General features: G+C 33.8%; 35 protein-coding genes and 1 pseudogene. 7 read left to right on the top strand and 29 right to left on the bottom strand.

Annotation, left to right across the window (positions count from 1 at the left end; all coding sequences use genetic code 11):
* Window positions 1-32: 32 nt before the first annotated feature.
* Complete coding sequence (locus tag ACTSKG_RS18100; RefSeq protein ID WP_464755920.1) at window positions 33-440, bottom strand: hypothetical protein; 408 nt, start codon at window positions 438-440, stop codon at window positions 33-35.
* A gap of 32 nt (window positions 441-472) precedes the next feature.
* A complete protein-coding gene (locus tag ACTSKG_RS18095) occupies window positions 473-979 on the bottom strand; it encodes an NUDIX domain-containing protein (RefSeq protein WP_464755919.1) in 507 nt (168 codons plus the stop codon).
* Window positions 980-1087: 108 nt separating this feature from the next.
* Between ACTSKG_RS18095 and ACTSKG_RS18090 the strand changes: the two genes are divergently transcribed.
* From ACTSKG_RS18090 to ACTSKG_RS18080, 3 genes are read left to right on the top strand one after another with little or no spacing between them, the layout of a single operon-like run.
* On the top strand, window positions 1088-1990 hold the full coding sequence (locus tag ACTSKG_RS18090; RefSeq protein ID WP_464755918.1) for a DoxX-like family protein: 903 nt from the start codon (window positions 1088-1090) through the stop codon (window positions 1988-1990).
* An 11-nt stretch (window positions 1991-2001) separates the two neighbouring features.
* A complete protein-coding gene (locus ACTSKG_RS18085; RefSeq protein ID WP_464755917.1) occupies window positions 2002-2613 on the top strand; it encodes a DUF4166 domain-containing protein in 612 nt (203 codons plus the stop codon).
* Window positions 2603-4165: a YndJ family protein gene (locus tag ACTSKG_RS18080; RefSeq protein WP_464755916.1), complete on the top strand. Its 1563-nt coding sequence runs from the start codon at window positions 2603-2605 to the stop codon at window positions 4163-4165. Before ACTSKG_RS18085 ends, ACTSKG_RS18080 begins: the two co-directional genes overlap by 11 nt.
* A 34-nt stretch (window positions 4166-4199) precedes the next feature.
* Here the strand turns inward: ACTSKG_RS18080 and ACTSKG_RS18075 are convergent, their stop codons facing one another.
* The 10 genes from ACTSKG_RS18075 to ACTSKG_RS18030 form a co-directional block, all read right to left on the bottom strand.
* Window positions 4200-4664 carry a hypothetical protein gene (locus tag ACTSKG_RS18075; RefSeq protein ID WP_464755915.1) on the bottom strand — a complete coding sequence of 155 codons (465 nt, stop codon included), beginning with the start codon at window positions 4662-4664 and terminating at the stop codon, window positions 4200-4202.
* Window positions 4648-5445 carry a class I SAM-dependent DNA methyltransferase gene (locus ACTSKG_RS18070; protein WP_464755914.1) on the bottom strand — a complete coding sequence of 266 codons (798 nt, stop codon included), beginning with the start codon at window positions 5443-5445 and terminating at the stop codon, window positions 4648-4650. The genes ACTSKG_RS18075 and ACTSKG_RS18070 overlap by 17 nt, the downstream gene beginning before the upstream one ends.
* A 198-nt stretch (window positions 5446-5643) precedes the next feature.
* A complete protein-coding gene (locus ACTSKG_RS18065; RefSeq protein ID WP_464755913.1) occupies window positions 5644-6492 on the bottom strand; it encodes a hypothetical protein in 849 nt (282 codons plus the stop codon).
* 12 nt (window positions 6493-6504) lie between these two features.
* Window positions 6505-7251 (bottom strand): class I SAM-dependent methyltransferase, encoded by a 747-nt coding sequence (locus tag ACTSKG_RS18060; RefSeq protein ID WP_464755912.1) that lies wholly within the window; start codon window positions 7249-7251, stop codon window positions 6505-6507.
* Window positions 7241-8734 (bottom strand): amidase family protein, encoded by a 1494-nt coding sequence (locus ACTSKG_RS18055; RefSeq protein WP_464755911.1) that lies wholly within the window; start codon window positions 8732-8734, stop codon window positions 7241-7243. Before ACTSKG_RS18055 ends, ACTSKG_RS18060 begins: the two co-directional genes overlap by 11 nt.
* A gap of 19 nt (window positions 8735-8753) precedes the next feature.
* The gene (locus ACTSKG_RS18050) at window positions 8754-9188 is read right to left on the bottom strand and encodes an NUDIX hydrolase (protein ID WP_464755910.1); all 435 of its coding nucleotides are present in this window, start codon (window positions 9186-9188) and stop codon (window positions 8754-8756) included.
* A gap of 116 nt (window positions 9189-9304) precedes the next feature.
* On the bottom strand, window positions 9305-9628 hold the full coding sequence (locus ACTSKG_RS18045; RefSeq protein WP_464755909.1) for a DUF378 domain-containing protein: 324 nt from the start codon (window positions 9626-9628) through the stop codon (window positions 9305-9307).
* A 71-nt stretch (window positions 9629-9699) separates the two neighbouring features.
* Window positions 9700-9876: an asparagine synthase gene (locus tag ACTSKG_RS18040; RefSeq protein ID WP_464755908.1), complete on the bottom strand. Its 177-nt coding sequence runs from the start codon at window positions 9874-9876 to the stop codon at window positions 9700-9702.
* A 175-nt stretch (window positions 9877-10051) separates the two neighbouring features.
* The gene (locus ACTSKG_RS18035; protein ID WP_464755907.1) at window positions 10052-10975 is read right to left on the bottom strand and encodes a DUF1835 domain-containing protein; all 924 of its coding nucleotides are present in this window, start codon (window positions 10973-10975) and stop codon (window positions 10052-10054) included.
* A 201-nt stretch (window positions 10976-11176) separates the two neighbouring features.
* Window positions 11177-11767: a YczE/YyaS/YitT family protein gene (locus tag ACTSKG_RS18030; RefSeq protein ID WP_464755906.1), complete on the bottom strand. Its 591-nt coding sequence runs from the start codon at window positions 11765-11767 to the stop codon at window positions 11177-11179.
* Window positions 11768-11880: 113 nt separating this feature from the next.
* On the opposite strand from ACTSKG_RS18030, the gene ACTSKG_RS18025 reads away from it, so the two are divergent.
* The 3 genes and pseudogenes from ACTSKG_RS18025 to ACTSKG_RS18015 all read left to right on the top strand — a co-directional run.
* Entirely contained in the window at window positions 11881-12333 is a 453-nt protein-coding gene (locus tag ACTSKG_RS18025) for a MarR family winged helix-turn-helix transcriptional regulator (protein ID WP_464755905.1), read from the top strand.
* Between the two features lie 26 nt (window positions 12334-12359).
* Window positions 12360-12875 (top strand): spermidine/spermine N(1)-acetyltransferase, encoded by a 516-nt coding sequence (gene paiA, locus ACTSKG_RS18020; RefSeq protein ID WP_464755904.1) that lies wholly within the window; start codon window positions 12360-12362, stop codon window positions 12873-12875.
* 24 nt (window positions 12876-12899) lie between these two features.
* A pseudogene (locus tag ACTSKG_RS18015) lies at window positions 12900-13139 on the top strand (FMN-binding negative transcriptional regulator); the annotation flags it as partial.
* A 191-nt stretch (window positions 13140-13330) separates the two neighbouring features.
* Here ACTSKG_RS18015 and ACTSKG_RS18010 read toward each other — a convergent pair.
* The 7 genes from ACTSKG_RS18010 to ACTSKG_RS17980 form a co-directional block, all read right to left on the bottom strand.
* Window positions 13331-14212 carry a DMT family transporter gene (locus ACTSKG_RS18010; RefSeq protein WP_464755903.1) on the bottom strand — a complete coding sequence of 294 codons (882 nt, stop codon included), beginning with the start codon at window positions 14210-14212 and terminating at the stop codon, window positions 13331-13333.
* A 193-nt stretch (window positions 14213-14405) separates the two neighbouring features.
* A complete protein-coding gene (locus ACTSKG_RS18005; protein WP_464755902.1) occupies window positions 14406-14687 on the bottom strand; it encodes a hypothetical protein in 282 nt (93 codons plus the stop codon).
* An 8-nt stretch (window positions 14688-14695) separates the two neighbouring features.
* Window positions 14696-15082 (bottom strand): SHOCT-like domain-containing protein, encoded by a 387-nt coding sequence (locus ACTSKG_RS18000; RefSeq protein ID WP_464755901.1) that lies wholly within the window; start codon window positions 15080-15082, stop codon window positions 14696-14698.
* A gap of 12 nt (window positions 15083-15094) precedes the next feature.
* Window positions 15095-15460, bottom strand: coding sequence for a DUF2089 family protein (locus tag ACTSKG_RS17995; RefSeq protein ID WP_464755900.1), 366 nt, complete (start codon window positions 15458-15460; stop codon window positions 15095-15097).
* A gap of 254 nt (window positions 15461-15714) precedes the next feature.
* Window positions 15715-16389 (bottom strand): ABC transporter ATP-binding protein, encoded by a 675-nt coding sequence (locus tag ACTSKG_RS17990; RefSeq protein WP_464755899.1) that lies wholly within the window; start codon window positions 16387-16389, stop codon window positions 15715-15717.
* Window position 16390: 1 nt separating this feature from the next.
* Window positions 16391-17425 carry an ABC transporter permease gene (locus tag ACTSKG_RS17985; protein WP_464755898.1) on the bottom strand — a complete coding sequence of 345 codons (1035 nt, stop codon included), beginning with the start codon at window positions 17423-17425 and terminating at the stop codon, window positions 16391-16393.
* A 164-nt stretch (window positions 17426-17589) separates the two neighbouring features.
* Window positions 17590-18558, bottom strand: coding sequence for a DMT family transporter (locus tag ACTSKG_RS17980; protein ID WP_464755897.1), 969 nt, complete (start codon window positions 18556-18558; stop codon window positions 17590-17592).
* A gap of 137 nt (window positions 18559-18695) precedes the next feature.
* Between ACTSKG_RS17980 and ACTSKG_RS17975 the strand changes: the two genes are divergently transcribed.
* Entirely contained in the window at window positions 18696-19574 is an 879-nt protein-coding gene (locus tag ACTSKG_RS17975; protein ID WP_464755896.1) for a LysR family transcriptional regulator, read from the top strand.
* A gap of 94 nt (window positions 19575-19668) precedes the next feature.
* On the opposite strand, the gene ACTSKG_RS17970 is transcribed toward ACTSKG_RS17975, so the two are convergent.
* From ACTSKG_RS17970 to ACTSKG_RS17925, 10 genes are all read right to left on the bottom strand, one after another.
* Entirely contained in the window at window positions 19669-21252 is a 1584-nt protein-coding gene (locus ACTSKG_RS17970; protein WP_464755895.1) for a DUF4179 domain-containing protein, read from the bottom strand.
* Window positions 21230-21796 carry an RNA polymerase sigma factor gene (locus ACTSKG_RS17965; protein WP_464755894.1) on the bottom strand — a complete coding sequence of 189 codons (567 nt, stop codon included), beginning with the start codon at window positions 21794-21796 and terminating at the stop codon, window positions 21230-21232. Before ACTSKG_RS17965 ends, ACTSKG_RS17970 begins: the two co-directional genes overlap by 23 nt.
* A 546-nt stretch (window positions 21797-22342) precedes the next feature.
* Window positions 22343-22831 carry a GNAT family N-acetyltransferase gene (locus ACTSKG_RS17960; RefSeq protein WP_464755893.1) on the bottom strand — a complete coding sequence of 163 codons (489 nt, stop codon included), beginning with the start codon at window positions 22829-22831 and terminating at the stop codon, window positions 22343-22345.
* A gap of 37 nt (window positions 22832-22868) precedes the next feature.
* Complete coding sequence (locus ACTSKG_RS17955; protein WP_464755892.1) at window positions 22869-23420, bottom strand: hypothetical protein; 552 nt, start codon at window positions 23418-23420, stop codon at window positions 22869-22871.
* Entirely contained in the window at window positions 23420-24157 is a 738-nt protein-coding gene (locus ACTSKG_RS17950; RefSeq protein WP_464755891.1) for a hypothetical protein, read from the bottom strand. Before ACTSKG_RS17950 ends, ACTSKG_RS17955 begins: the two co-directional genes overlap by 1 nt.
* A gap of 170 nt (window positions 24158-24327) precedes the next feature.
* Window positions 24328-25152 (bottom strand): class I SAM-dependent methyltransferase, encoded by an 825-nt coding sequence (locus ACTSKG_RS17945; protein ID WP_464755890.1) that lies wholly within the window; start codon window positions 25150-25152, stop codon window positions 24328-24330.
* Window positions 25153-25203: 51 nt separating this feature from the next.
* Entirely contained in the window at window positions 25204-25419 is a 216-nt protein-coding gene (locus ACTSKG_RS17940) for a hypothetical protein (protein WP_464755889.1), read from the bottom strand.
* Between the two features lie 44 nt (window positions 25420-25463).
* Window positions 25464-25781 (bottom strand): hypothetical protein, encoded by a 318-nt coding sequence (locus ACTSKG_RS17935; RefSeq protein ID WP_464755888.1) that lies wholly within the window; start codon window positions 25779-25781, stop codon window positions 25464-25466.
* Between the two features lie 63 nt (window positions 25782-25844).
* Window positions 25845-26342, bottom strand: coding sequence for an NUDIX hydrolase (locus ACTSKG_RS17930; protein WP_464755887.1), 498 nt, complete (start codon window positions 26340-26342; stop codon window positions 25845-25847).
* Window positions 26339-26566 (bottom strand): hypothetical protein, encoded by a 228-nt coding sequence (locus ACTSKG_RS17925; RefSeq protein WP_464755886.1) that lies wholly within the window; start codon window positions 26564-26566, stop codon window positions 26339-26341. The genes ACTSKG_RS17930 and ACTSKG_RS17925 overlap by 4 nt, the downstream gene beginning before the upstream one ends.
* Window positions 26567-26669: the final 103 nt, after the last annotated feature.

The raw sequence follows: 26669 nt of genomic DNA, 5'->3' as shown, positions 1-26669 counted from the left end.
GTTTTAAGTAGCACCGATGATTATTAATTGTTTTACTTTTTTAGAATATCTAACAAGCAGTAACCAAGTACAATTCCTGCTGCTGTTGTGAATGGAGTACTAATTGTCATTCTTAAATAATTTGCAAACAAAAAGTGTTCCCCAATTGAGGTATAAGTCCAAAGTGGAGAAGTCGCTATATATATCGATGGGATACCAATAGCTAATAATTTTACCCAATCGAACGTCCATTTTTTCTGTTGCTGAATGTCCTTGACGAATGTAGGTAGCTTAAAAAACATTCCAATTATTATAGGAAACACAAGATTGAAAATAAATATTCTTTTGTAGTCAAACGTTGCTTCGGCATAGGATTTTAAACTCATATAATACATGCTACCTAAATAACAGATAAAACCAATAAATAAGGACCAACCAAAATAATACATAAATCGTTTCATCAAAAATCACTCCTTCCAAATAGAATGCCAGTTCAATTAATATCACCTACATAGCAAGTAGCCTTTCCACTTTCAAAATAAGAAATTAAATGTGTTCTTAACGCTTGAGGAAATAGTTTATAATCTAACAACTCAGTAATTGGTAACCATTCCGTCCCTACTTGACCCTTATCTGGGTTATTTCCATTAGTAAATATATGTTGATTAACGTTACATAAAAACATAAATTCCGTTTGATGCGCATGAGAATGATATGCAGCTAGTTCATGGTTTTTTCCAATATATTCTCTTACAAATATCAATTCTCCAATTTCCACTTCTGCTCCTAGCTCTTCTCTACACTCTCTTGTTAATGCTTGATGAAGATTTTCACCATGCTTTTGTCCACCACCAGGTAGAATATAATATGTTCCACCATTTTCATGTAGTTTAATAGTTAATAGCTTCCCATCTTTTACTATAACTGCTTTTGCTGAATTTCTTATTCCAGTTTTAAATATTTTCACTATCGCTTTTTGTGCTAAATTTTTAATTCCCATTTTAGATAATCTCCTATCACATAAACAAATTATTTCTCTTTGAATCTATTCTTCATCACTAGCGAAAACACCTCCATATTATGATAAGCTTGATTTGAGGTGAAAATAATGAAGAGAAAGCCAATATATGTAGAAATAACCATCGAATCTGAAATAGATAAGTTATGGGAAGCCACTCAGAAACCGGATCTGCATGAGCAATGGGATCTACGCTTTTCTTCTATCACCTACTTACCAAAAGAAGAAAATCAACCGCAACATTTTGAATATAAAACGAATATCGGATTTGGATTGAGCATTGCTGGGTGGGGGAAAAGCGTTGGAACATTTCATGCAAAAGACGATTCAAGAACATCTTCCTTGCACTTTGGGACGGACCAAGCGATTTCAATCATTCGTGAAGGAAAAGGTTACTGGAAGTATCAACCTAATCAAAATTCGATTAAATTTCTTACACAATACGATTATGAAACTAATTTTGGTGCTATTGGAAGATTTTTTGACCTGTTAGTTTTTCGACCGCTTATAGGATGGGCAACTGCACTAAGTTTCGATGTATTAAAGAGATGGCTTGAAAAAGGAGATTCTCCATCCTCGCAATACGTACGATTCTTTACTCATTGGATGGTTACTTTCTTGTTCTCCTTTGTTTGGATTTATCAAGGGTTAGTTCCTAAGTTAATTACAATGCATCCCGAGGAAATCTCGATGACAAAGAGTTTGCTCTTATTGTCAACCAGCCAATCCTCTCTAGCCGTTATTGGAATAGGTTCAGCAGAAGTACTTTTCGGATTAATTTGGTTATTTTATAAAAATAAAAGCAGATTGCTAGGTTTGCAGATGCTCCTTTTTCCTTTGTTAACCTTATCGGCTATTTTCGTGGAACCAACTTCTCTAAGTCATCCATTCAACCCTTTAACTTTTAACTTAACTTTATTCGTCCTTTCCATTATAGGATTTTTAATAGAAAAAGATATTCCGTCTGCAAAAAGCTGCAAACGTGCGAGATAAGGAGCTCTTTCATGTCTATATATAAACAAATATTAGGGGAACGATTTCAGCATCTCCAGCCTATGCTTCAAAAACGATATGCATTGCCTGATGAAAAACCTTTTAGGGCATCGGGAGTTATGAAAAAGATAAGTAGAGGTCCGAAATGGTTATATCCCTTATTTTTAATAGGTACGTGCTGGAAGTTTTTATTCCCTGAACATGGAGAAAATATTCCTTTTACGATTGTTAATACAACAAAAATAGGACCATCCGGCGAGAGCCAGGTCCATTGGGAAAGGACTTTTTATTTTAAGCAGAAAACAAGATATTTTAATGCACTTATGAGCTTGGATCAGGACAAAAACGTCGTAAAAGACTATTTAGGAGAGCCGAGTTTATTTTACTCTGAACTTGTTTTCTTTGTTTCAGAAAAAGGGCATATGCACATTGAATCGAGAAAACAGCGTTTTGTTATTGGAAAGCTTGAGATTCCATTACCAAAAACATTTCAAGGGATTGTTCACGTAACCGAATATTATATAGAAGAAAGAGATGTTTTTTCTATACATGTCGTCATTAATAATCCTTTATTCGGCACTTTATTTGAATACGAGGGGGAGTTCGAAGCAAATGACTTTTAAGAGAATTGCCTTATTACATATTATAATATTTCTAGTTGTACTGTTTTTTAGTGTTACTCCTTGGTACTTTTTAATGTTGACAGTGGCACAGCTTTTATTTGTACCACTCATTTTAAGATTAATCTTAATAAAAGAAAATCGACTATATTATTATTTCGCTATTCCAGCTTTTATAGCTGTCGCCATTTTACAAATGACTGTCAATACGAAGTGGGATGTATTACTTGCTGCTATCTACCTACTATTTACTTTCGTAGTTGCTGTTTATGGTTTTGGACGTTTTATCCGACGTGGATTTGCTCATTTAGAGGAATTTTCAATTGATGCAGGGATGATGTATTTATTCATCGGGGGGGTTTGGTTTTTTGCTTCTGTTGCAGAGATCGATACTGGATTTTCCCCTATACTTACATGGTTAACGGGAATCCACTTTCATTATTCTGCTTTTTTATTACCAATTTTCATTGGTTTCCTTGGACGTTTATATAAAACTACTGCGTACAAAGTTATCTGCACAATCATTCTAATAGCACCGATTGTCGTTGCACTTGGTATTGCCATCTCTCCTTGGCTGGAGATAGTATCTGTACTTCTCTATATTATTGGAATTTACGGATTTATTGTATTAGCAATAAAAGCAACTTTTCCTAGTGCTCTTCAAAAAGTCTTAGTGTTTATATCATTCGGATCTTTAGGCGTTACGATAATTTTTTCTTTCATGTATGCAACAGGCGTTTTTAATGTCGGCATTGACTTTATGCTCCGCTTTCATGGATTTTTCAACTGTATTTTGTTCGCTTTATGTGGAGTTGTTGGGTGGGCTATAAGCATACCTCCCTCTAAACATAAAGGATGGCAGTTTCCGATTAGCAACATTAGAGGAAAATCTTTTAACGGTGAAAAGATATTATCGGATTACTTAGGAACTGCTAGTTACAATGGTCTTGTGGATAATATGGAAATGTACATTGATCGCCAATCAACCCCTTCTACGATTATCGATTTTTATGAAAATACGATGCAGTACAAACTATTTTCGGAAGTACACTGGCAAACTTGGTTTAAGCCATTTGCAGCTGTCTATAAACTTATTAGTAGACAAGTACAACAGCTCAATCTTCCTTACTCTAATAAACAAATGGAAATGACTGGTGACATAGTAGCAATGGATGATGGTCGCATAAATACGAGAGCATGGATACGAAAAATAGATAAAGAAGTAATTTTCGTTGCCCTTTACTCTTCCCATCAAAATAACAATAAAACCTATATGAATATTTCCCTGCCACTTCCTTGGTCATCCATGACTGGAATACTAGAACTGCATCAACAAGGAGAGAAGCTTGTCTTAACAAGTAAAGGAGCTAGTAGTTCAGATGCTGGAATCTACTTAGCATTTCGCCAACACGTATTCAAATTACCATTACAAGAGCAATTTCTAATTGAGGAAATAAAAGAAGGAGAGCTTAGCGCAAAACATAAGATGCGAATATTCTCTTTGCCATTTTTAACGATTAATTATGTCATTAATAGAAGAGAGAAATTTATATAAGGAGCTTTCCGTTAAGAGAGCTCCTTTTAACTTGCTATTCATTGTACATTTCCTGATATTTTTCGAAGTATGCATTCAACCAACCGATATCAATTGTGTCGTTCACTACTTTATAATAATCCCCAGAATAAATATGAACATAATTTTCTTCTACTGTAACCATAGTAGGATTGGACTTTTCGTGATGGATTGTGAATCCAAATCTCTTTCCTTCGTAATTAGGATTAAAAAAGTTCTCTCTTTGCTTCTTCACTCGATACTTACTTAAAAATTCTAGAAGTTCATCTACAGGTTCTAAATCTTGAGTTCCCCACCCATCAACTTTGTCATCTGGAATAGGAACGCCAGTTTTAGTAAATGAAAACCCTATAAAATCACTTTTTTTCAATCGGATTAAATCATCTAAATCTCTTTCACGATATTCATTCCAATAGTTGAATGAATAAACTGCAATAACTGCGATGAGTAATATTAAATATATTTTATTTTTCTTTTTCATACTTCCTCTTTCTACAAACATAGATCATTTCATAACTATCATTACTAATAGGTGTTCCTTTCCAATCCTTATTCACTTGTAAAATATCAAAACCACTGTCTAATAATAACCTTTCCATTTCCTTTGGGTACGTATATCGCAAGCTTATACTTGTTCTTTTTTCATCTACTATAGTACCATCTGTATTTTTAAACTTTCTAATAGTAATATAGTGTTGAATTTGACTCAATGCATCATAGTTACTAATCGTATAAGCGTCTACTTCTTTATTACAAGTTGTATCATTATACGTTTTCCAATATTCTTCGATACTCGGTTGCAATAACTCTTCAGCGCTAGGGAATCTCGTTCCAAAGATAAAAACTCCATCTTCCTCTAAATGTTTATAGATTGAAGATAAAAGCATGTTTTGTGACTCATTCGTATGAAAATGTTGAATAGAGTTTCCAACCATATATATTAATGAGCTCTTACAATTTAAACTTAGTTGAGTGCAGTCTTGCTCCAACCATTCAATCTGTAATTGAAGTTCGTCTGCTTTTTTCTTAGCTTGTTCAAGCATACCCGCATGTAGGTCAACCCCAATTAAGTTAAAGCCTTTTTGTGCTAAGGGAATCGTTATTCTTCCTGTGCCACAAGCTAAATCAATGATAGGACCACTTTTCTTTGAAGCCCACTCCATTAGAAAAGGGATTTCCCCCACATAAGCATTATTTTCGATATCATAGGAAACTGGATCATCATATTCTTCTAGATTGTCATTCATTATTGTATTTGTCATGAGATTCTCCTTAATCATTAAACTTCACTTGTCTTTTATCGGTACATATAAATCAACTATGCACTTTTCTTCTGGATCATCTCCCCCAATAATCTTGAGGTTCAAAATAACTTCCGATACGTCTAACAAATGCCACTTTATATTCAGATAAAGTTCTAATTGATACATTCATTTTCCTATCCTCTTAAAAAATGCATTCTATTCTTTTTGAAACAACCATTGTTTCACTTGCTCTTCGAAGTCCTTGTCTTTCCATGCTACTATTGTAGCCATTTCACCTAGTTGGTTTATTTCATTTTGGAAAAACCAATCTCCAATGAAATAGGCTAGTCTACTGTGACCAAATGTTTTTCCTCCGTTGATGGAAAACCACTCATGAAACAGTTCATCCCGTGTTAAAGATAAATAATCATTTGCAAATGTCTTCTTTATTTCGCTCCTATTTACTTCTGCAAAGGCTAGCCAGTCATAGCCCTCATTGTTATAGGAAAAATAGATAGAAGGATGTACATTTAAAACTGTCTTTCGAGATAAATGTGTTGCTGCTCCTTCTTGATAAATCCCAATAAGTGGGCTATTCCATTGAATCTTAGTCCAATCTATTCCTGCTTGATCCGATAGAATGTTTTGTGCCAAATGACCAAATTCATGTGCAACGATTACTCTCAAATGGTCAGGATTCGGTGATAACTTTTCTAAAGCAAATGTGATGTTCGGAATGGTTTGACGATACGTATAGTAGGCATTTGAACCAAAACCCCCAATGATCAGGTTGATATCTACTGGAAAAGAAATTTGATAAAGCTTCCAATATTCATTAGCTATTTCATCAATAATAGGTAGAATATTTTCGTACACTTGCTTTATAGCTGTAAAATATGGAGGATATTTTCGAATTGATTCATTATGTCTTTCGTCTGTGTCTTTACAATGGGAATCAAAATAATCTGCAAAGATATCCGGATACTTTTCATAATAACTTCTTAAAAAATCAATGGAGGGTTCAAAACTATTTAAGAAGTACTCAGCTGTATCATAGATTTTCAATTAGTTATCCTCCTAAAGTTTCCTACTTTTAATAATTAACGTAGTTGGTATAGATTTTGCTTTTTCATAAGAGTACCATCTATTTTCATGCCTTTTTATATCATCTTCAGAGCACCAGACATCTTCAATTACTTTTTCAATCTGAAATCCGTGATTAATTAACGTATTAATATAAGTACTAATTCTAAACTGCTGCATAATTGCGGGATTCCCCCATGCATCATGGTCATATGGACCTTCCTCATGATAGGATTTATTGAAAGTTAAGACTCCATCTTCATTACTTACTCGATTATGCAATGGATGCTCCCAACTAAAAATAAAAAGCCCTCCTTGTTTCAGGTATTTATTAATATTGGATAATGTCTTATCCAAATCAGTTGTCCAACCAAGTGCATAAATAGAATACACAATGTCAAAATAGTTATGTGGCAACCCAGGATTAACTTCCATTGGTGATTGAAATAGTTGGACAGGTGAACCACAATTCTCTAGTAATTGGTTAGCTGAATTTATTTGTTTTTCAGATAGGTCTAAGCCCCATAGTTCAGCTGCATTTCGCTTATTCATATATTGTAATGAATGCCCACTACCACATCCAATGTCTAACACTTTTAAATTCGTAATATCACCAAATAGATTAAGATCATCTTCAAGTGGCGCCATTGGACCATACTCAGGAAGTGGATTTCTTCCATAAAAACGTTCTGCTGCAGCTTCCCAACTATGTTTGTTTGTTTCTAATGACTTAACGTTCATCCTTAAAACCCCCATCATTTTCCTCTATTAAGCTTGGACTTTCGCGATGCCCTGTAGCTTGCTCAAATGCGTATGCAAGTTTAATTAAAATACCTTCACTAAAAGCAGTTCCTGCCAAGGTTATTCCAAAAGGTCTTCCACTTTTCATGTATCCCGCAGGTAAAGCTATAGACGGATATCCAGCTTTTGCGCATATGGTAGAACCAATATATGAAGGAAAAAGAATTGCATCTAGATTATATTTTTTAATAGCAAAATCGATTCCTTGTTCTTGAGAAAAGTACAAATCCTCCAATCTTGCATTCAAATATTCTGGATTTCTTAATGTATTAGGAAAATGTTCTCTCTTCTCTAGCTTATCTTGGCCGTATTTTAATGCTTTTTCTCCCACTCTTTTATTAAACTGAATTAACTCACTTAAAGAATGAACAGGTAATTGAGGTGGTAATTTTGAAAGATAATTATCCAAGCTATGCTTCAGCTCATATAATGACACTCCCCAACTCCATTCTCTATGGAAAGAAGGGATTTCTATATCTTGAATGACTATTGCTCCTTTGTCACCAATTGTTTGAATAGCGGAATGAAATAATTCATTATCATATTCATCCGATTCATTAGAAGCAAGATTGAACACACCAATTCTTGCATCTTTTAATCCATTACTATCTAAATAAGTAGTATAATCTTGCAGAGATTTCCCTTCACTTTTAGACGTTGCAATATCTAATGTATCAACGCCAGTTAATGCTCCAAGTAAAATAGCTGCATCTGTAACATTTCTTGCAAATGGTCCGGCTGTATCTTGAGAATATGTAAAAGGAATAATACCTGTTCGGCTTATTAAACCAACAGTAGGTTTAATACCAACTACCGAGTTTTGAATAGCCGGGCTAAGTATAGAAGCGTCTGTCTCTGTACCAACCGATAATACAGTGAAATTAGCAGCAACTGCCACAGCAGAGCCGGAACTTGAACCTCCAACAAAAAGATTCTCGTCACCATAAGGATTTTTTACTTGTCCACCTCTTGCACTATAGCCAGCCCACATTCCAGAAGACATTGCATTTGCTAATTCTGTCATATTAGTCTTTCCTAAGATGACTGCTCCCGCGTTACGAAGTTGTTCAACTAGAAAAGCATCATGAGCACTAATATAATTTTCTAAAGCTATAGTTCCTGCACTCGTATGCATGGAATCCTTTGTTTCAATATTATCTTTCAATAAAATTGGAATTCCGTGTAAAGGTCCTCTCGATCCCTTTACTTTTCTTTCATGATCTAATGCTTCTGCGATGAAAATGGCATCAGGATTTATTTCCAAAACAGAGTTAATCCTTGAACCGTCTTGATCATATTTTGCGATTCTATGTAAATAGTACATTACTAATTCTTTTGAAGTTATTTCTCCATCTTCCATTCTTACTTGTATTTCTTGAATGGTTAATTCTTCTCTGAGAAATTTATTAAATTTGATTTCCATTAAAACTCTCCTCTGTTATCTAAAATAGCTCTCTGTTCCTCAAAACATCTGCCGCAATTATACTGTCTCGCACATAATGTTGTATCTCCTTGTGATTAATAATTTCATCCGTCGTCATCCAATGAATAGACTCAACTTCATCCGGGCTTTTTGCGTATGGTTCTCCCCTATCAAATTCACATAGAAATACAATGTCCACAACTTCTTTGCCATTCGCCAATACAAAAGAAGTATTCCGTACATATAGAATAGGTTCCTTCACTTCAACACCAACTTCTTCAAACAACTCACGTCGAAGTGTTCTCTCCAAAATATCTTGCGAATCACCCTCATGATCTACTGTTCCACCTACTAAAGCCAACTCTCCTCCAGCATGGAATTCCTTTTTACTCCTTCTAATTAGGAGCCACTTATCTTCTCTAAATACTGCACCTTCCACATTTATAAAAAACATTTACATTCACCTTCCTTATGTAATCTTCGGCACATGGTTAGATATTTCCTTTTTATTTACAAAATCAAAAAAACTGACAACCCTAGAGTTAGGGTTATCAGTTTTTTATCCGGAGACTAATGTTTATCAAAGTCCTTTTTAGAAACGTCCTTTACATCTGTAAAGTCTGGTTCCTCACCAAGTTCAGTTCCTAAATTAGGATTTCGGTAGCTTCTTTGATCTCTGTCTGAAACTACGTCTACGTCTCCAACAGGGTCAAACAGAAGTGGTAAAGATAATAGTCCACTTAGTCCAACAAGACTAAAAATTATTCTAGATAATCCTGTAGTCTCTCCACCAAATATGGAGGAGACTAAATCGTACCTGAAAAACCCAATTAGACCCCAGTTGATCGCACCAATTATAACTAAGACTAAAGCAATCCGAGAAATAATTCTCATGGATTAACACCTCCTTATTTTTTATACGGATCAAGATTAAGGGAAGGACGCATACCTTCCCATACGAATCATTAGCGACGATGTTCGAATAAATCGATTGTTCCCAATACGATATGAGCTAAACCAAAACCAATAATCGAACTCGTTATTAACGGTGAAATGTTTCTACTATTACGCAATACCATACCTGTAGTTGTTACGGCTGTTCCAAGTACTGTGGGGATTAATCCTTCTCGTATATTTTCCATAAAAACACTCCTTTCGCTAATTGCTAAGATTCGTCCTTATCTTTCGCAATAAATAGTCGTTTAATACAGACCAATACAATTTAAGCTTTTATTATTATGTTAAAAAATCGATTTTTTATTCTAAAACGGATTTCTATAAATGAAAAAATCGATAACCTTTATGAGAGGTTATCGACTATTTTTCCTTCTGGATATGAACTCCTCCAACCCACCAATCCATTCCTACCAATTCCAACCTATTTACCCGCCCATTCAACACATCTAATCCGTGAGATGTTACTTCCAACTTTGCTTTTGGAAAGGAATGAGAAAAACTTGGCAAAGAAATGTCACTTGAGAGCAAAGGATTTTTTCCCTTAATTAATTCGTTTAAAATTGCTGCAAAATGCAAATCACTTATTCCATCATTTATTCTTTTTTCAGTTAAGCTTTTAAATAATTCGTCGAATTGGCATACACCTTCATTAATTAGTTGTAGCGATAAAAATTCTACTTCATTTAGACCATTTATTGGGGATGGAAAATAACTTTTCTGCTCTTTCAAAGCTTGAAGCAGAAAAGGAAGGAAATGCTGTTCTGTTCGTATCCATCTTTCAATATCCTCAATATTATTCGAGTTATATGCAATCCAGCCCGAAACAGCCTCATTAATTTGCTCCTTTGTTATCTCTTTTTTCTCATTCACTAGTGCCATTAATTGTTCGGAAGATAACTGACCTAATCCATGGAAAGGATAAATGCCAGGGTATTGGTCAATACTTATCATAAATAGTTTTTCGAATCGCTTTAATGATAATTCTGTCAATAAATACATAAGCATCGTTTGGTCATATCTATCATGCTCGAACCAAAGAACAATTTCGTCTTTTGGCGATAAACCATTTAAAAGCTGATTTTGTTTCTCACAGTTGGTAATAAAAAATGCTGAAGGAATACCTAGTTTCTCTTCGAAAAAAAGAGCACGCCTTTGTATTTGCTCCGTTTGTGACCAATCTAAACTTAAAGGACCAAAATCATACATTTCTCTCCAAACAATAATTTCCCCACTTATTCCTAGAATCTTATTTCCCACTGCATCTCCATTCACAATATGTATCATTTACATCCTCCTTTATTTCTATCCGTTTTTCTTTTCTTTTAATTCTCCAAAAGTTAAGATTTAACCTTTTTAAGAATTTACCGTCATATTTCCTGTATAGCCAGACAATTTCCACAACCTCGCTATCCGTGGACGAACCATCGCTCTATCTATAGTGAATGCTTTTTATTTTTATCATAATTTGATGATGTACTAGATTTGTTAATATGCGGTCCAATACTTTTTCCGTAAAAGCATAAAGTAATTAAGTATTAGTCCCCCTAAACAAACGGTTAATAAAGTTCCCACGCCAATTGGTCCATTAAAAATTATTGCCGTTATCAAGAATAAGAAGTAAATGATTGTTCTCGAAAAAAATATATTTGTTCGAGTTAATTCTTGTAGGATTAATGTTAATCGGTCAACAGGAATCGGTGCAAAATTTGTCAGTAAATATGTTGCAGTTCCTAATCCTATAAGAACTAAGCCGAATCCAAAACAAATAACTTTTCCGTACCATAGGTCAGGAGTTATCAAATTGTTCATAAAAAAAAGCCACATATCAATACCTATACCTGTTATAAATGCTGTTAACAACCCTAATACTTCTGGTCTTTGTCTTTTTAAAAATGAATTACAACAAATCAATATTAAAGCTATTATTATTTCCCAACTTCCAACAGTAAGCCCCACTTTTTTGGACAGTCCTACCAAAAGTGCATCAAAAGGTGAAGTTCCAAGGTCTGATTTTATACTGAATGAAATACCAAGAGTTAATATTAGAATTCCTAATACATAATGAACATATTTCACTTCACTCGCCCTTTTCATCATTATTTTTGTTGCAAATGCAACAAAGTTATGCTAAATTTAATTTATACCATTTTTATTGCATTTGCAACAAAAAATGTACTAGGAGGTTAATTATGAAGAATATACTTCGTGAAATTGGAATGATAGCTAGGGCGCTAGATTCTATAAGTAATATAGAATTTAAAGAGTATGACCTTACAAAAGGACAGTACTTGTACCTTGTAAGAATATGTGAAAATCCAGGCATAATTCAAGAAAAGTTAGCTGAATTGATAAAAGTAGACCGAACAACAGCATCTCGTGCTATACGAAAACTTGAAATAAATGGATTTATTGAAAAAAGAGATGATAAACATAACCAAAAAATTAATAAACTTTTTCCAACAGAGAAAGGGAAAAATGTTTATCCTTTCATAAAAAGAGAAAATGATTATTCCAATACGGAAGCATTAGCTGGTTTTTCCGAAATAGAAATAGAAACCATTTTTACTCTTCTTCAAAGAGTTAGAAAAAATATCGAAATAGACTGGGAATTTGTAAAAAAGGGAAACAAGAGAAATTATTAATTATATAAAGGAGCTAGAAAATTATTATGATAAAAATAAAAAAGTGTACGCTTGAAGATTCACACCTACTACAAGAAGTAAGTTACGAAACATTTAATGACACATTTAAGCACCAGAATTCGTCCGAAAATATGAATGCCTATTTGGAAAAGGCATTTAACTTACAACAAGTAGAAAAAGAATTATCCAATATTTCTTCTGAATTCTTTTTTGTTTATTTTAAGGACGAAATCGCTGGATATTTAAAGGTCAATACTAATGATGCTCAGTCTGAAGATATTGGTGATGAATCACTTGAGATCGAGAGGATTTATATAAAGAACAAATTTCAAAAACATGGGCTTGGTAAATATCTGCTAAATAAAGCTATGGAAATTGCGCTTGAATCTAATAAAAAGAAAATCTGGCTAGGCGTATGGGAAAAAAATGAAAATGCTATTGCTTTTTATTTAAAAATGGGATTTGTTCAAACTGGAGCCCACCACTTTTATATGGGTGATGAAGAGCAAATGGACTTTATAATGGTGAAAACACTTTTATAATTTTTGATAGGAAGATAATTATGTATATTCTTGAAATATTTTAGGGTAACAAATGATAATGAAATATGGAGTTTTGTAACAACTCTTTTGGAACGATTGTCACAACAGAACAAGGAAGACCAATTGCCACTTATTTGCTATTGCAGTTAAATAGAAGGAGGTACTGAGGTACTTATTATATAACGACATACGGCATACGGAACCCCTCATTGGAGAACATTCGAAACCTGTGAAGATATGTTGGTTATGTTTCAAGAGCAACACAAGGATGCTTTATACGGAATATTATATTCCATTCATCCTGGTTGTTGAAATAAGCACGATTTGTATGCAAGCCTTAATTTATAGGCATTTTAAAGACCGCTAATTCCTTTACGAATTGGCGGTCTATTTCGTTCCTTATTTTGTATTATGTACCATTCAACTGAAAGGGTAAATCAGTTACAGAAACGCTCTCAGGTTATTTCTTCAATTCTTTTCTTGTTCAAAAATCCAAATTTGGTTTCAGAAATAATTATTGCACAAAGTATAAGAATTGCTCCTATTATCATTTTATAAGTCATCACTTCACTTAAAATGACAACTGAAAACGCCATCCCCCAGAAAGATTCTGTTGACAATATAATTGCTGCCTTTGTTTCGGTAGTGTACTTTTGAGCAACTGTCTGCATTAAAAAAGCGATAGTTGTTGAGAAAATACCTAAATATAGGAGATTCATCATCCCTTCTGTTTCCAATGAAAAAGAAGATTCTCCTCTGAAGAGAACAACTACACAGCCTACAACAGCTGCAACGACCATTTGAACAATCGTCAGAACAACAGGATCCTCATTTTTTACAAACTTAGCTGTATAAAAAATATGGAACGCAAAACCAACTGCACAGCATAAGGTTAGTAAATCTCCTATATTAACCTCCGAAGACAATTTAAGAGATAACACTGCCACACCAATTATGGCCAAGACTGCTCCCATTAACTCAAATACATCAATTTTTCTTTTATAAAACAAAAATCCTATAAATGGGACAATCACAACATTTACTGCTGTTAAAAATGCATTTTTAGAAGGTGTTGTAAATTGCAATCCTACAGTTTGAAGTGCAAAAGCAAGATATAGAAAAATTCCTAAAAGTGCTCCTTTTATCATTGTACTTCTATTTAATTTCTTCAGCTTTTTGTAAAATAAAATACTTAATATTACAGCACCTATTAGAAACCGTCCCGCAAGGATTTGATAGGGAGTGTAGTATTCTAAGGAAACGGCACTTGCAACAAATCCACTTCCCCATATAATTGCTGTTACAATCAGCAATATTTCACCAATATATTTTTGCATTTAATCCACCAGCCTTTTTTCAATATTCTAAGTATAGCTTAATTAAATTCAAAAAAGAGACATGATTTATAACAATTCAAAAAAATTTTAGAACTCAACTTTTACATAGTACTTTATTATCTAATACATAAGAACATATAAAAAAAGACCAGAATTAAATTGGTCTTTTCATCGCATAATTTATATTAGCTTTTTACAACCTTATAAAAACTTCTGTTCCATCTTTTGCTTTAACGTCGACTATATTAAGCCCTCTATGTCTTTTCAGTTCTTTCACAATTTCTTTCAGTTCCATTTTATTTAATTGTGGAATTGTAAATGGTATTTCTTTTTCCTTCATACTTTCTATCGTCCATTTGTTAATCAGTTTATTCAACAATTGTGAAGAAAGTATTGTAATACCAATGTTTAACACTAGATAAGGAACTGGAATAGAAATTCTTACTGCCTTTGATTTCACTTTTACGTTTAACATATGGGACTCTATTCAATCGTAACGGAAACTGTGTCGCCATTTGCAGATCTAACATCGACTATTTGTCCATCTAATTCATTTTCAATAGCATCTATAATTAAACTAATATCGATGTCTTTTACATATTTTTCGGTCTGAGGAATACTTGAAGCAATATTATGTCCAGCTAGTAACACAACTTTCACAAGCTTAATTGGCAAATTGACATTAACATTATCATTTTCAGCTGATACAACACGGACTTTCAACATTTTGTCTGCATAGTTAGAAGACTTTGGTGCAATTGAGCTTCCAGATTCTCTGTTTTTTAATACTTGAATGAGTTCAGAAGCCTTCGCTGCATCCACTTTTCCTTCTTGTACCATTGTTAAAACTTTTTCAATTTCTGTATTCATCTCTAATTCCCCCTATTCATCTTTTAAAAGCCTCAACGCTTCTTCTGAAGTTATTTCTCCGTTTTCTAACATTTCAATAACTTTTTTCTCATCCACTTCGTTTTTCTTCTTTGTTTCGAATCCAAGAGAACTAACAACCTCATTCAGTTTTCCCCGAACTGTTGGATAAGAAATTCCTAGTTCCTTTTCAACTTCCTTAATATTGCCCCTGCACGTTAAAAATACCTCTACAAATCGAAGTTGCTCACTTGAAAGGGAAGCCAATTTGGATAATTCAAATTCATTTTCAATTGTTGTCTGACAGTGAGAGCAATGTAACTTCGTAATTTTTAGTGTTTCACTACAGACAGGGCAATGACTAATAACTGGATATCCCATAAAACAGTTAATTCCTCCTTTCATTTGTATTCATCATATAACAACGTATTTATAAAATCAATATTTAAATTAAATAAATGAATAATTTTAAAATAATTAATAAATAATGTTAATGTTGAAGTAAAAATAATTGTATTTATTGATGCATTGATAAAGAAGTAAATGAAAAAGCATCTTCTTTCTACAAAAATTTCTGTAGTTAAAGATGCTTTGATACAAATTTTACGGTTCTCGTGGACTGTATTAAATTCGGATTATAAAACTAATCCATCTTTCATTGTAATAATATGATCCGCGTAAGGAAGCATCTCTTCATCATGGGTTACCATCAATGTAGTGATTTTCAACGACTTCGTCAACGCTCGAATTAATTTCATAACGTCTTTCGATCTTTTTGAGTCAAGGCTTGCTGTTGGCTCATCGGCAAATAGCATTTTAGGCTTGTGGATTATTGCACGGGCAATTGCTACTCGTTGTTTTTCTCCACCTGATAATGATGCGGGGTAGGCTTCTTTCCGATGATCCATTTCTACCAATTTGAGTGTTTTTTCCACTTCTTCTTTTTGTACTCGTTTACTCATCTTCGTCTCTGACACGTCTAGCATTAGCATCAATTGCTCCTCTACTGTGAGAAAAGGGACGAGATGGGATGATTGAAAGACAAATCCAAACTCGCTCGCTCTGATTTTTCGAATCTGCTCCTGGTTCATATTGGTCATATTTTTTCCTTGGAAGATTACTTTGCCATCAGATGCGCGTTGAAGTCCTGCCGCAATGGTAAGGATTGTACTTTTACCAGATCCAGATGCACCTACTAAGGCTGTTATTTCACCTTCTTGTAGAGAAAGGTTAATGCCTTTTAATACTTGTTCTTCTACTTCGCCATTTGTAAACGTTTTTGTTACTTCATCTATTGTAAAGATTGTCATATTACACCTCTCCTTGTTGGATAGCTTGCAGTGGTTCCACTTTTTTAATTTGAAGCCCAGAAAGCGTTGCGCCTATAAATCCGATGATTATAAAAATGATCGATAATTGAATAGTTGTAGCGAGTGTTAAACTGAAAGGCATTCCAACAGGCGCAATCGTTGCAAAACCTTGGCTTAACGCAACAGACAATACAAGTGCAATCACGGTGATGACAATCATTTGATACCACATCATACCGAACAATCGGCTTGTTTTAACACCGAGCGCCTTCAAGATTCCGTATAGCCCAATCTTTTGAACGTTCATCATGTAGAAAAATATTGCGAACAACATTCCACTAATGACGACCAAAAACCAAACGATCATATTGAGTGACATTTGTTCTGCATTGTAACTTGGAATCGTATTAAGGAATTCTTTATTAGAAAATGATTGTAAACCCGATATATCTTGTACTTTCTCTTTACCCGGCATGAAAATCAATTGCATTTCATTTGCACGGTAAATTTCTTTGTAGTCTTCCATATTAATGAAAGCAACAGGGGCATGACTATATTTTTGTTGATCGACAAATCCCATCACTTTAAATTCTCCATTAAACTGATTGTTCGTTAAGATATCTCCGACTTTTATACCGTCATCTTCCATTGAACGATCAAGGATTACCTCCCCTTTACCAACAGTTTTAAATAACTTCGAATCTGTTGAAGTGACAAAAGCGACACTATGCTGCTTGTCTTCGGTATCATTCACAAAGCCCATTTGAATCGAAAATGCCATTGCCTCTTTATTTTTATTTAATATGTCTGCTTGTGCATCTACATCTATTCTCGAAAGATTGTACGTTTCATTCGCATCCGCATTCATATAGAATTGTCCTTCTGGTAGATCCTTTATCAAAGCCGCATTATCTTGGGATAGTCCGTTTGATAATCCAGAAATGATAAATGTTAAAAAGCTAACTAGAAATATGATCGATCCTAATATCGTAAACTTTGCTTTATTCTTTTTCATTTCTTTCCATGCAATATTCATTTTTACCCCTCCGTATTTTCTTGATAACTAGAGTATATTATCGCTAGGTGAACGGAAGATGAACTCAGTGTTACGCTTTATCGGTTGAAAATTATCATACTGAATTCAAAAAAAAGTGTCTTCTTTCTACAGAATATTATCCGTAGAAGAAAACACTTTTAAATTTAAGAAACACTTTCTTGCAGGCTTCTTTTGGCATGGTTAGGAGCTTCTAACTTCTGTCGCGTTCTAACAAAAATATTATTGGAAATTAAAGCGAATATGATGAGCCCGACACCTATTACTTCATAAGATGTAATTTGATTACCTTGAATACCGGAAATAACAAGCGTTGTAACAGGCACAAAGTTAATAAATAATAGACCATTTAAAGGAGAGAGTATACTAACTCCAATATTCCATCCTAACAATGCAATAATTCCTGGGAAAATAATCATGAAAGCTAAATGCGGACTAACAATTTGGATTGTTTCCATACTCGGTAAGTTAACATTTCCAGAAAGAGTTAATATGAAAACAATTATAGCTGCAGTTCCTGTTCCTAACAGACAGCTTAAAGTTGAATAGCGCAACGCAGACCAACCTCTAAACTTATTTCCTCCCATTGTATATACGACCCATCCAATAACCGCTAATAAGATAAGGAAAAATGGAATAATATTATCTGTTGCCGATAAGAATGCACTAAAATTTCCTTTCGTAATAACGAGCAAAGCACCAATAAAAGCTAGTAATACACATACTAATGTGAACGTAAATGGTTTTCTTCTATGTAGAATCCAAAATATTACTATAGATATCATTGGCATTAAAGATTCCATAATAGAAGCAACCATTACCCCTGGCCCTCCTAAGAGATTTTCTCCAAAAAAGATTAGTAAGTTATATACAGCAAAAGCCATCGTCCCGAAAAACCACAATAGTATTCCTTTTCCTTCAAATCGAAATGCTTGTTTTCCTTCTTTCCATAAAAGAATCACTACCAAAATAATCGTTACTGTTCCATAACGGAAAATAGTAAAATAAAACGGATCAATATATTTAAAAGCATCGTGCGCTACAGGAAACATAGCACCCCATGACACACTCGCAATAAAACATAAAAAAGTACCTAGTAAAATATTATTTTTCATAAAACTAAAATCTCCTTCTTCGTTTTCCCTTATACATTAAACTTCATAACCACTATCTTGTAAAATGAGTAATATTGATGTTTGATATCATTATTCGTGATACCATAAAGAAAACGGAAGTTAGAAAGGGATAAAAAATGGAGTTTAAAGATTTGGAGATTTTCCAAAAAGTCGCTGAAAAAGGGACTGTCACAGAAGCTGCAAAAGAATTAAGTTATGTACAATCAAATATCACATCGAGAATTCATAAGCTCGAAAAGGAGCTTAATACACCTTTGTTTAACCGACACAACCGCGGAATGAGTTTAACACCTGAAGGAAAAAAACTATTAGTATATTGCGAGAAAATACTATCGTTAACAAATGAAATGAAAAAAGTGGTGCAAAGCAAAGAAGAACCGTCTGGAAAATTAGAAATTGGCACAGTAGAAACTGTCATCAAGCTACCTACTATCCTATCTACTTATACGAAAAAGTATAAAAACGTTGATTTTTCTCTTTTCTCAGGAGTAACAGAAAAGTTGCAAGAGAAAGTGTTGAACCACCGTTTGGACGGTGCTTTTGTAACGGAGACAGACATCCACCCCGATTTAATAGCTCACGATGTTTTTCAAGAAGAGCTTGTCTTAATATCGGATATGAACACGATGTCCATCGAACAATTAAAGAACGAACCATTCTTATGTTTTAGCAAGGGTTGCGGATACCGAGCAAGACTCGAAGCGTGGTACACTGACGAAAATATTACCCCTAAAAAAGTAATGGAATTCGGTACATTGGAAACCATTTTAAGCAGCGTTGTGGCTGGTCTTGGTATTACATTTGTGCCAAAATCAGCGGTTTCCCACTTGCAAGCAAGAGGATTAATAAAATGCCATTCTCTACCAGAAAAATATAGTAAAATTAAAACCGTTTTTATAAGACGATCTAATACATACCTAACAACGACCGTCGAAAAGTTTATCGAAACAATTGAACTTAGCAAAGGTGAAACATCTGAGTTGATGACTTTCTAGCCTTATCACAAAAAACAAAAGCGTCTTCTTTCTACAAAGGTTGAACCGTAGAAGAAGACGCTAATTTATAAATTTCAATATAAGTTAAATTCGTTTAATATAATGGAACCTTCCATTTATCTTGGAGCTCTTGATAACGAGACACAGAAAGTAAATGTAAAGTCAGTTCTTCTGGGGTTACTTCTAAACCATCTGTTAGGAAGTTAATGGTCCGCTTATAGCTATTATTGTTTTCTTTTTCAGTCTTTGTAGAGTCATTTTCTAACCTAACATAAGACTTACCTGTATCATCCATTAATGCCCACACACCCAGTTCTGCGGCATCATCTTCTTTACTGCCTTCCATTACAATTTGAAGGATTGCTGAATCACCTTGCTTGACGCTAGTCTGTAATTCAGCTTTTGTAATACTAATCAAATTACCTTCATATTCAAATGAAACAGGAACATCCTTAATTTTTTTAGGATTAAATTTAACAGAGTAATTGCTAGGAATCGATTTGTAAACACCGTCTAAGACAAAGGTAAGTTTGCTATCAACCTTCTGAGGTACAAAAGATTCTTTCCATACTGTATAGCCTAATAATCCTCCGTTACGACCAGAACTTAGAATAAGTCCATTGTCCGGCGGTTGATTTGTGAAAAAGGGGTGATGCTTAAAGATAGACTTATTTTGTTCGTTTTCTAGATGGTAGTGAATAAACGTATTATAAATACCAAAAGTGCTTACATCTTCTCCAAATTTTTCTACTATCGATTTGACTTGTTCATCTATTACTGCTTGTTCTTCCATTAAGAAGGAAGTTTCATATAACAATGTAGTCGACGAAGAAGCAAATTGAATTTCTTTTAAATTAATGGTAATTCCATCAATATTTTTTGTCATATTATTTAAAAGGGTTGTGGTCGTGTATAAACTGCTATCAGTTAAATCCACTGGCACCTCTAGTTTCCATTTTCCAATTTTACCATTCATCTCAACAAAATTTAACTTGATTGTTATATTCTCTAAATCATCTTCATTTAGAGGAACTTGAATTAAATTATAATCAAGGCCTCTATTCATAATATATCCAATATCTATATTGCTTTTTCCATTATAACCAGAAACAGAAATACTATTGTTTCGATTATGATAATTTATATTTGGTCTCTGGGCTATGCCATTTTCATCTATCATTTGAATTGATATTGCAACACGAGAAGAATCAACAAATATATCCTCTACCTTAAGAGTAAGACCTTGGTCATTTACTTCTAAGTTTACTCTTTCTTCCAAACCTTTTTCTGAGGCCATTCTCAATCCTTTATCTACTTGTTCGGTACTAAACATGCCACCTATAAACTGAGCAAAGGTAGGGCTTAATGTAGCTGTTAGACCAAGTGCAAACACAATTCCCCCTGCCAAAAGTAAAATTCTTTTCCAAGGGTGACCTTTTCTACGTTCTATCTTCGGGTCGTATGGTTCAAGCTGTTCCAAAACAAGAGATGCAAAGTTATCAGGTAAAGTTGGTGTTTGTAATGTCTCTAGTAAAAATTCATGTTCCTCTTTAAACAATTGAGCAATACCTCTACAATTATCACAAGTTTTTAAATGTATGTCTAATAGAGTATGCTCCTGTTCTGTAAGCAGGTTATCAACGAACTCAGAAAGTTTATCTGCCTTCGGACAGTTCATAAAAATAGCCTCCTTCTCGTTTTACGGTATCTCTCATTTTTTTCTTCGCCCGATGAAGTTTATTTCGAACGTCTGATAGAGGTATTTCAACAAGCTCACAAATTTCTGTATAGCTTAATTCATTCACATAGCGCAAAAGAATAATCATTCGTTCATCTTCTGGTAGGGTTGATATAAGTCGTTCTAGTTGTCTACTTTTCTCCCTTTTCAAAAAGATGATTTCAGGATGATTAGTATTTACAACCTTTTCTTCGTTAATTTCTACTTGCTTCATCTTGTAGCTTTTTTTACGAAACTCATCCATACAATGGTTGATTGCTACACGATAAATCCAACTGGCAAACAAGCCCTTTTGATCATATTTATCCAGCTGATGATACACTTTGATGAATGCTTCCTGTACTAAATCCTGTGCATTCTCAGAATTTCTTGTCATTCGTAAAATCGTCGCATAAAGCGGATTTTTATATTTATCAATAATGTGTGCATAGGCCTGTTTATTGCCAGCTAACACTTCTTGAATCCATTGCAGCTCTTCTTCCATATTGACCCCCTTGCTAAAACGATCATGCGCATGTCTCGTTTTTCTTACTCATCTATCATAACGAGTTTACCTGCTTAATAATTTCATTTTGTTGAAAATATAATCCATTTTCAATCATCTAAATCTGGTTACTTGAAAAACAAACAATTCAAACGTATAATAAAGGTAATATTTGAATAAAATAAAATGACCGTTTGATGCGCTAACATCAAACGGCCAAATATAATAGTGGTTCCCTTCAAGGGGGATTGGCTATTGTTAGGTAATAACCCATCGAGCTCTAAACTCAAGGATGGGTTATTTATTATGGTTAAATGACAGAATTACTACGACCAATGTTGCAAAAGCTACTGCGAACATCAATGCTTCGAATACTGACACTAGCACCACCCCCTTTCGTACGGGAGTGAGCTAACCACCCTTGAGCTACCAATCTATTATCCTTTAATTATACCACACGTATGTTCTATTAAGTATTTTAATAGCATGTAGTATTTCCATCCAGACGCAATTTACTAATAATACAACTCAACTATTTATTGTAAATTAAATTGTAAATGTTTGTACTAAGCAGTTTTCATCATCCACTATTTCTTTTTTTTCATCAAATTCAATATTTAGTTGCTCATAAATCTTCTTCCAAAATGAAACTGCTGGAAGATTTTCTTCAAGCTCTATTACAAAGTACTTGCCGCGCTTTTCTTTAAATAATTTTTCTAAAGCTTTGCTACCGAATCCTTTTCCTTTGTACTTATTTAGTATGAAAATATCATTCACTCCGAAATCATATTCCTTTTTCAGAAAAGGTCTTTCTAATAGTAGTAAAAAACCAATAATATTATTCTCGTTCTTTATGAAATAGGGTGAAATTCCTTCTACATTCCAAAAAGAATCTAAATCCTCAAAATGAAAAAAACCATCTATTCCAATATCAATATTTGTTGTGAATCTTGAAAGATCATGAAGATAAAGTGCATATAAATTACGTAAAATAGGTGCTTCTGTTTCTAAAACTAGTTGAAGATCGACGGTCAATTTCATTTCCCCTTTAGAATAATTACTTGAGTCTAGATCATTTAGTAAGATCAAAACGTGCTATTTCCTTATCCCCAATATATACAACCAATGTAGCGTCCATGGCATTTTCTAGTAACTTATTTAATTTTTCTTGTGAAGGTGCAAGACTTATTGCAGGGTTTTTCTCTATTGCACCCAGATTAAAATCAAAAGTGTATTCTCCTTCTTTATTTGGTTTAATAATTGGGCTCATCGTTGAACCCAACCCAGAAATTCCTCCTACAGTATAAAGGTTAGAACCCAACACCTCTTCGCTAACCGCTTGCAATCCTTTATTAGGTTCAATAACTACTCTTATTTTATCCTCATAGGTCTCGTTATTAAGTTTCCCTACTTTTCCAATTGTCCTAATACCAGTATTCTTTAATACGAAATGATAACTAAGTTGGGTACAATCTATGTATTTACTTTCCTTTTCCCCATAATTAATATGAATGGACCCACCATCATTTATTTCTACTGAAGAACTTATTAGTTCTAGAGATGATTTGCTAGAACAACCCGACAACAGAAGTAGAACTGTAAGGATACTCAATAGAATTCGCATTACGATGCCCCCAATATAAACTCGCGAGTTAGTTGAAGAATTGCATCTTGTACTTCTTTCGTATTTTTATCGTTCATTAAGTAATAACCTACGTGATATAAGTAGCCGTTATAATAACCGTACAATTCATTGGCTTTAGTTCCCACAGTTAATACACGTTTTTCTTTTTCATCGTACGAATAGTATCCATAAATAAGTGCACTATTAGTAGTAATCACTTGATGAAAAATTGGTATTCCGTCTGTTAAGACTTCTTTTCTTAGCTCATTCCCAACGGTATCGATTTGTTGTTTTGAAAAATCATATTTTTCTAGTGGATTTTCATCTAGTTCTGTAACGGATAGGATGAAAAATTCGTCTGTTTGAGCATACTCATTTTTGTGAGAGTAGGTAAACTGTACTTGATTTTGTAAATTTCCCTTTTTATCTTTTGAAGTAACAAGATATGCCAGTTGTTTATTTACTTCAAAAGGTACCTTTTTCGAATCAATAGGGTGAACGGTATTCTTAATAGAATCAGGTGCAACTTGCATCATTTCAGCAATTGGCAAAGGCTTATAATAGGTTATATTTTCTCTCTTATCGAGTTCATCGACCATCTTAAAATACTCACTATAGGTCAGACCATCTCCTTTAACCTTTGTTAAACTGGGTCCAACTTCTTTGTTGGCACAACCCGACATAATGGTAATTACTAATAGAAATAAAATTGGTTTCATTATTTTATCAACAAGCATTTAGTCCCCCCGTTCCTATAACGCTACAACCAACTTATTGATTGAAAATTCCCTCTAAAGGTTCCCATGGATAAATCTTCGCCTCAAATTCTATTACAGTACTGCAGGATCTATTAGCAAAATCTTGCGCTTCTTCTACCGAATCTACCTCTAAAATTACTATCTCCTTTTCAGCGTGTTAACAAATTACTTTTTCTACCAACATAAAGCAAATGAGAGGATACTCCTAGAATATGAGGGTCTGCTGCATTATTTATAATTAAATCAATAACTTTTTCTACCTCATTTTCTCCTTTATCTCGCCAATAATTCCAACTTTCATTATTTAAAATTGCACCAACATTTGATCCAATTAACTCTAGTGTTTCAAATCCTTGTGCTTCCATAAACGGTTTTATTTCTTCAATATTAAAATAATAAGCACCTGTAAAACGTCCTTCATCTGCATGATTAAAACAGCCCGTTTGCGAAAACTGAGTGATGGAATCCATGTTATTGTTTGGTTTCCAATTCTCTGGAGATAAAAGTGATGAAAAAATATGCCTAATTCGAGACATGAATGCTACAAAAACAATCCCATCTTTTCTTGTAACTCTATATAATTCTTCCACTGCTTTAACACGATCATCTGATTCTTGTAAATGATACATAGGACCAAGCATTAGTGACGCATTGAACTCATTTTCTTCCAGTTTATTAAGATCTCTAGCATCGGCAACATAAAATCCATTAAACTGCTCTTTTAACCCTAGCTCAGTTGCTTTATTTTCAGCAACTTCAACTAGCTTTGGTGTTAAATCAGTTAATGTAACCTTATAGCCTTCTTTAGCTAGTTCCATGGAATACTTTCCTGGTCCTGCACCGTTATCCAATACACAACCATTTTTAGGCATATATTTTTTAATGTAATGCCAATTCACTTGAAATTCAATTGGTTCTCTATCAAGTCGTCCCCATTCATCAAATTTCTGATAGTAATTAATAATGTTACTCATACATCCACCCATCCCTTATAGTTACTTGCGGCAACAATTCCTACTAACTTTTTAATGAAGCCCATATTTTAATATTTGATATCTAATCACTTCATCACCAAACGTAAACCATATCAATAACAACCAAACAATAACTCCCGTAGTCAAACTAAACCATGCAAAGTATCGATTTTCTTTATGTAAAAGGGGGTATAGTGCAATCAATAATGCCCCAATTGCAAGTGTAATTACAACAGCAAGTTGTCTTGTTAATACTTCATAAGGCAATTTTATAACCTACCGCCCGTAATGTAATTAACAAAACATCAGAATTAAAACGGATTTCCCCCTAGATAGAATGGAATAAAAACCACAACTACAGATACGATAAAAAGCACCCAAAAAATAATAGCCTTTGTTCGTTCTCTATAAAATCCATTCTTTTTTTGGAAGAATAGCATCCGTATCATTGTGTAGAAAAAATACAACAGGTACGAAACTCCAAACCAATTTATCCAGACATTCCCCAAAAAAGGAATACCCGAATTTTCATAAATGACTCTTAAACCATTTACAGTTAAAACCAAACCAAGAATTAAATAAACCAACATTTCGGAAGCAAGAAAAAAAGACATTTTCAATGTAGCCATTATATATCGCCCTTTTTATTCAATATTTAAATTGGTCACATCCAAAACAACCATAAAAAGCTTTTACATTAATTGGAAATTCAAAGCATCTTTCAGCATTTCTTGATAGAGTTCTTGCCAATCACGATAATAATCTTCAACTTCGTTGGGATCTATAAAGACCCTTTGTGCTGACTCAAAAGCAGCATCAAATGTATGTATTTCGGTAATATCCATTCGATAGAATACCTGATATCCTACCTTTGGATATGGACTCTCTTCATCCCATTTAGGATTATCATGGTGGTCAACTATCATATAACCTAAAAGATGACATTCACCATCGACATAGCCTTCTTCCATCACTTCTCTTTTAAAACATTCCTCAGAAGTTTCATCTGACTCAATATGACCTCCAGGAAAGTCCCATCCCCTATGATTTAAATCGACTAATAATAGTTTGTTATTGTGAAAACAAAAGCCATGGACACTTGTAATAAAACTTTGCTCGGGAAGTCGATTATCACGTTTCCAAGTTAATTTTACTTTTGATTCACCCCATTGGACATAGGTTGTTGTCATACTCTTTTCTCTCCCTTTGAGATTGCTTCTTCAGAAGGATTATTTTTCGATTTTCTTTCAAATACATAAAAAATTAGTAACCCACCTCCCAAAAACAAGGGAAAACCAATTAGGAAATACGCAATATTATTTTTTTGAATGTCAACGAAATTTGAGATATATAGAAATATAACTCCCCAAATAAAAAAAGTTATACCCTTGAGCAAATTCTCCTTGTTTTTCATTCACGATTCCTCCAATATTATCCTAATCCATAAAACCCTCTAAAACTTCGGTTCTCATAATAAGTACGAGAGGAATTAGGAGTTAAAAGTTCCATTCTTATTT

The sequence above is a fragment of the Psychrobacillus syltrankelensis genome (genome assembly GCF_055454035.1).
This window is presented reverse-complemented; position numbering and strand designations above follow the sequence as displayed.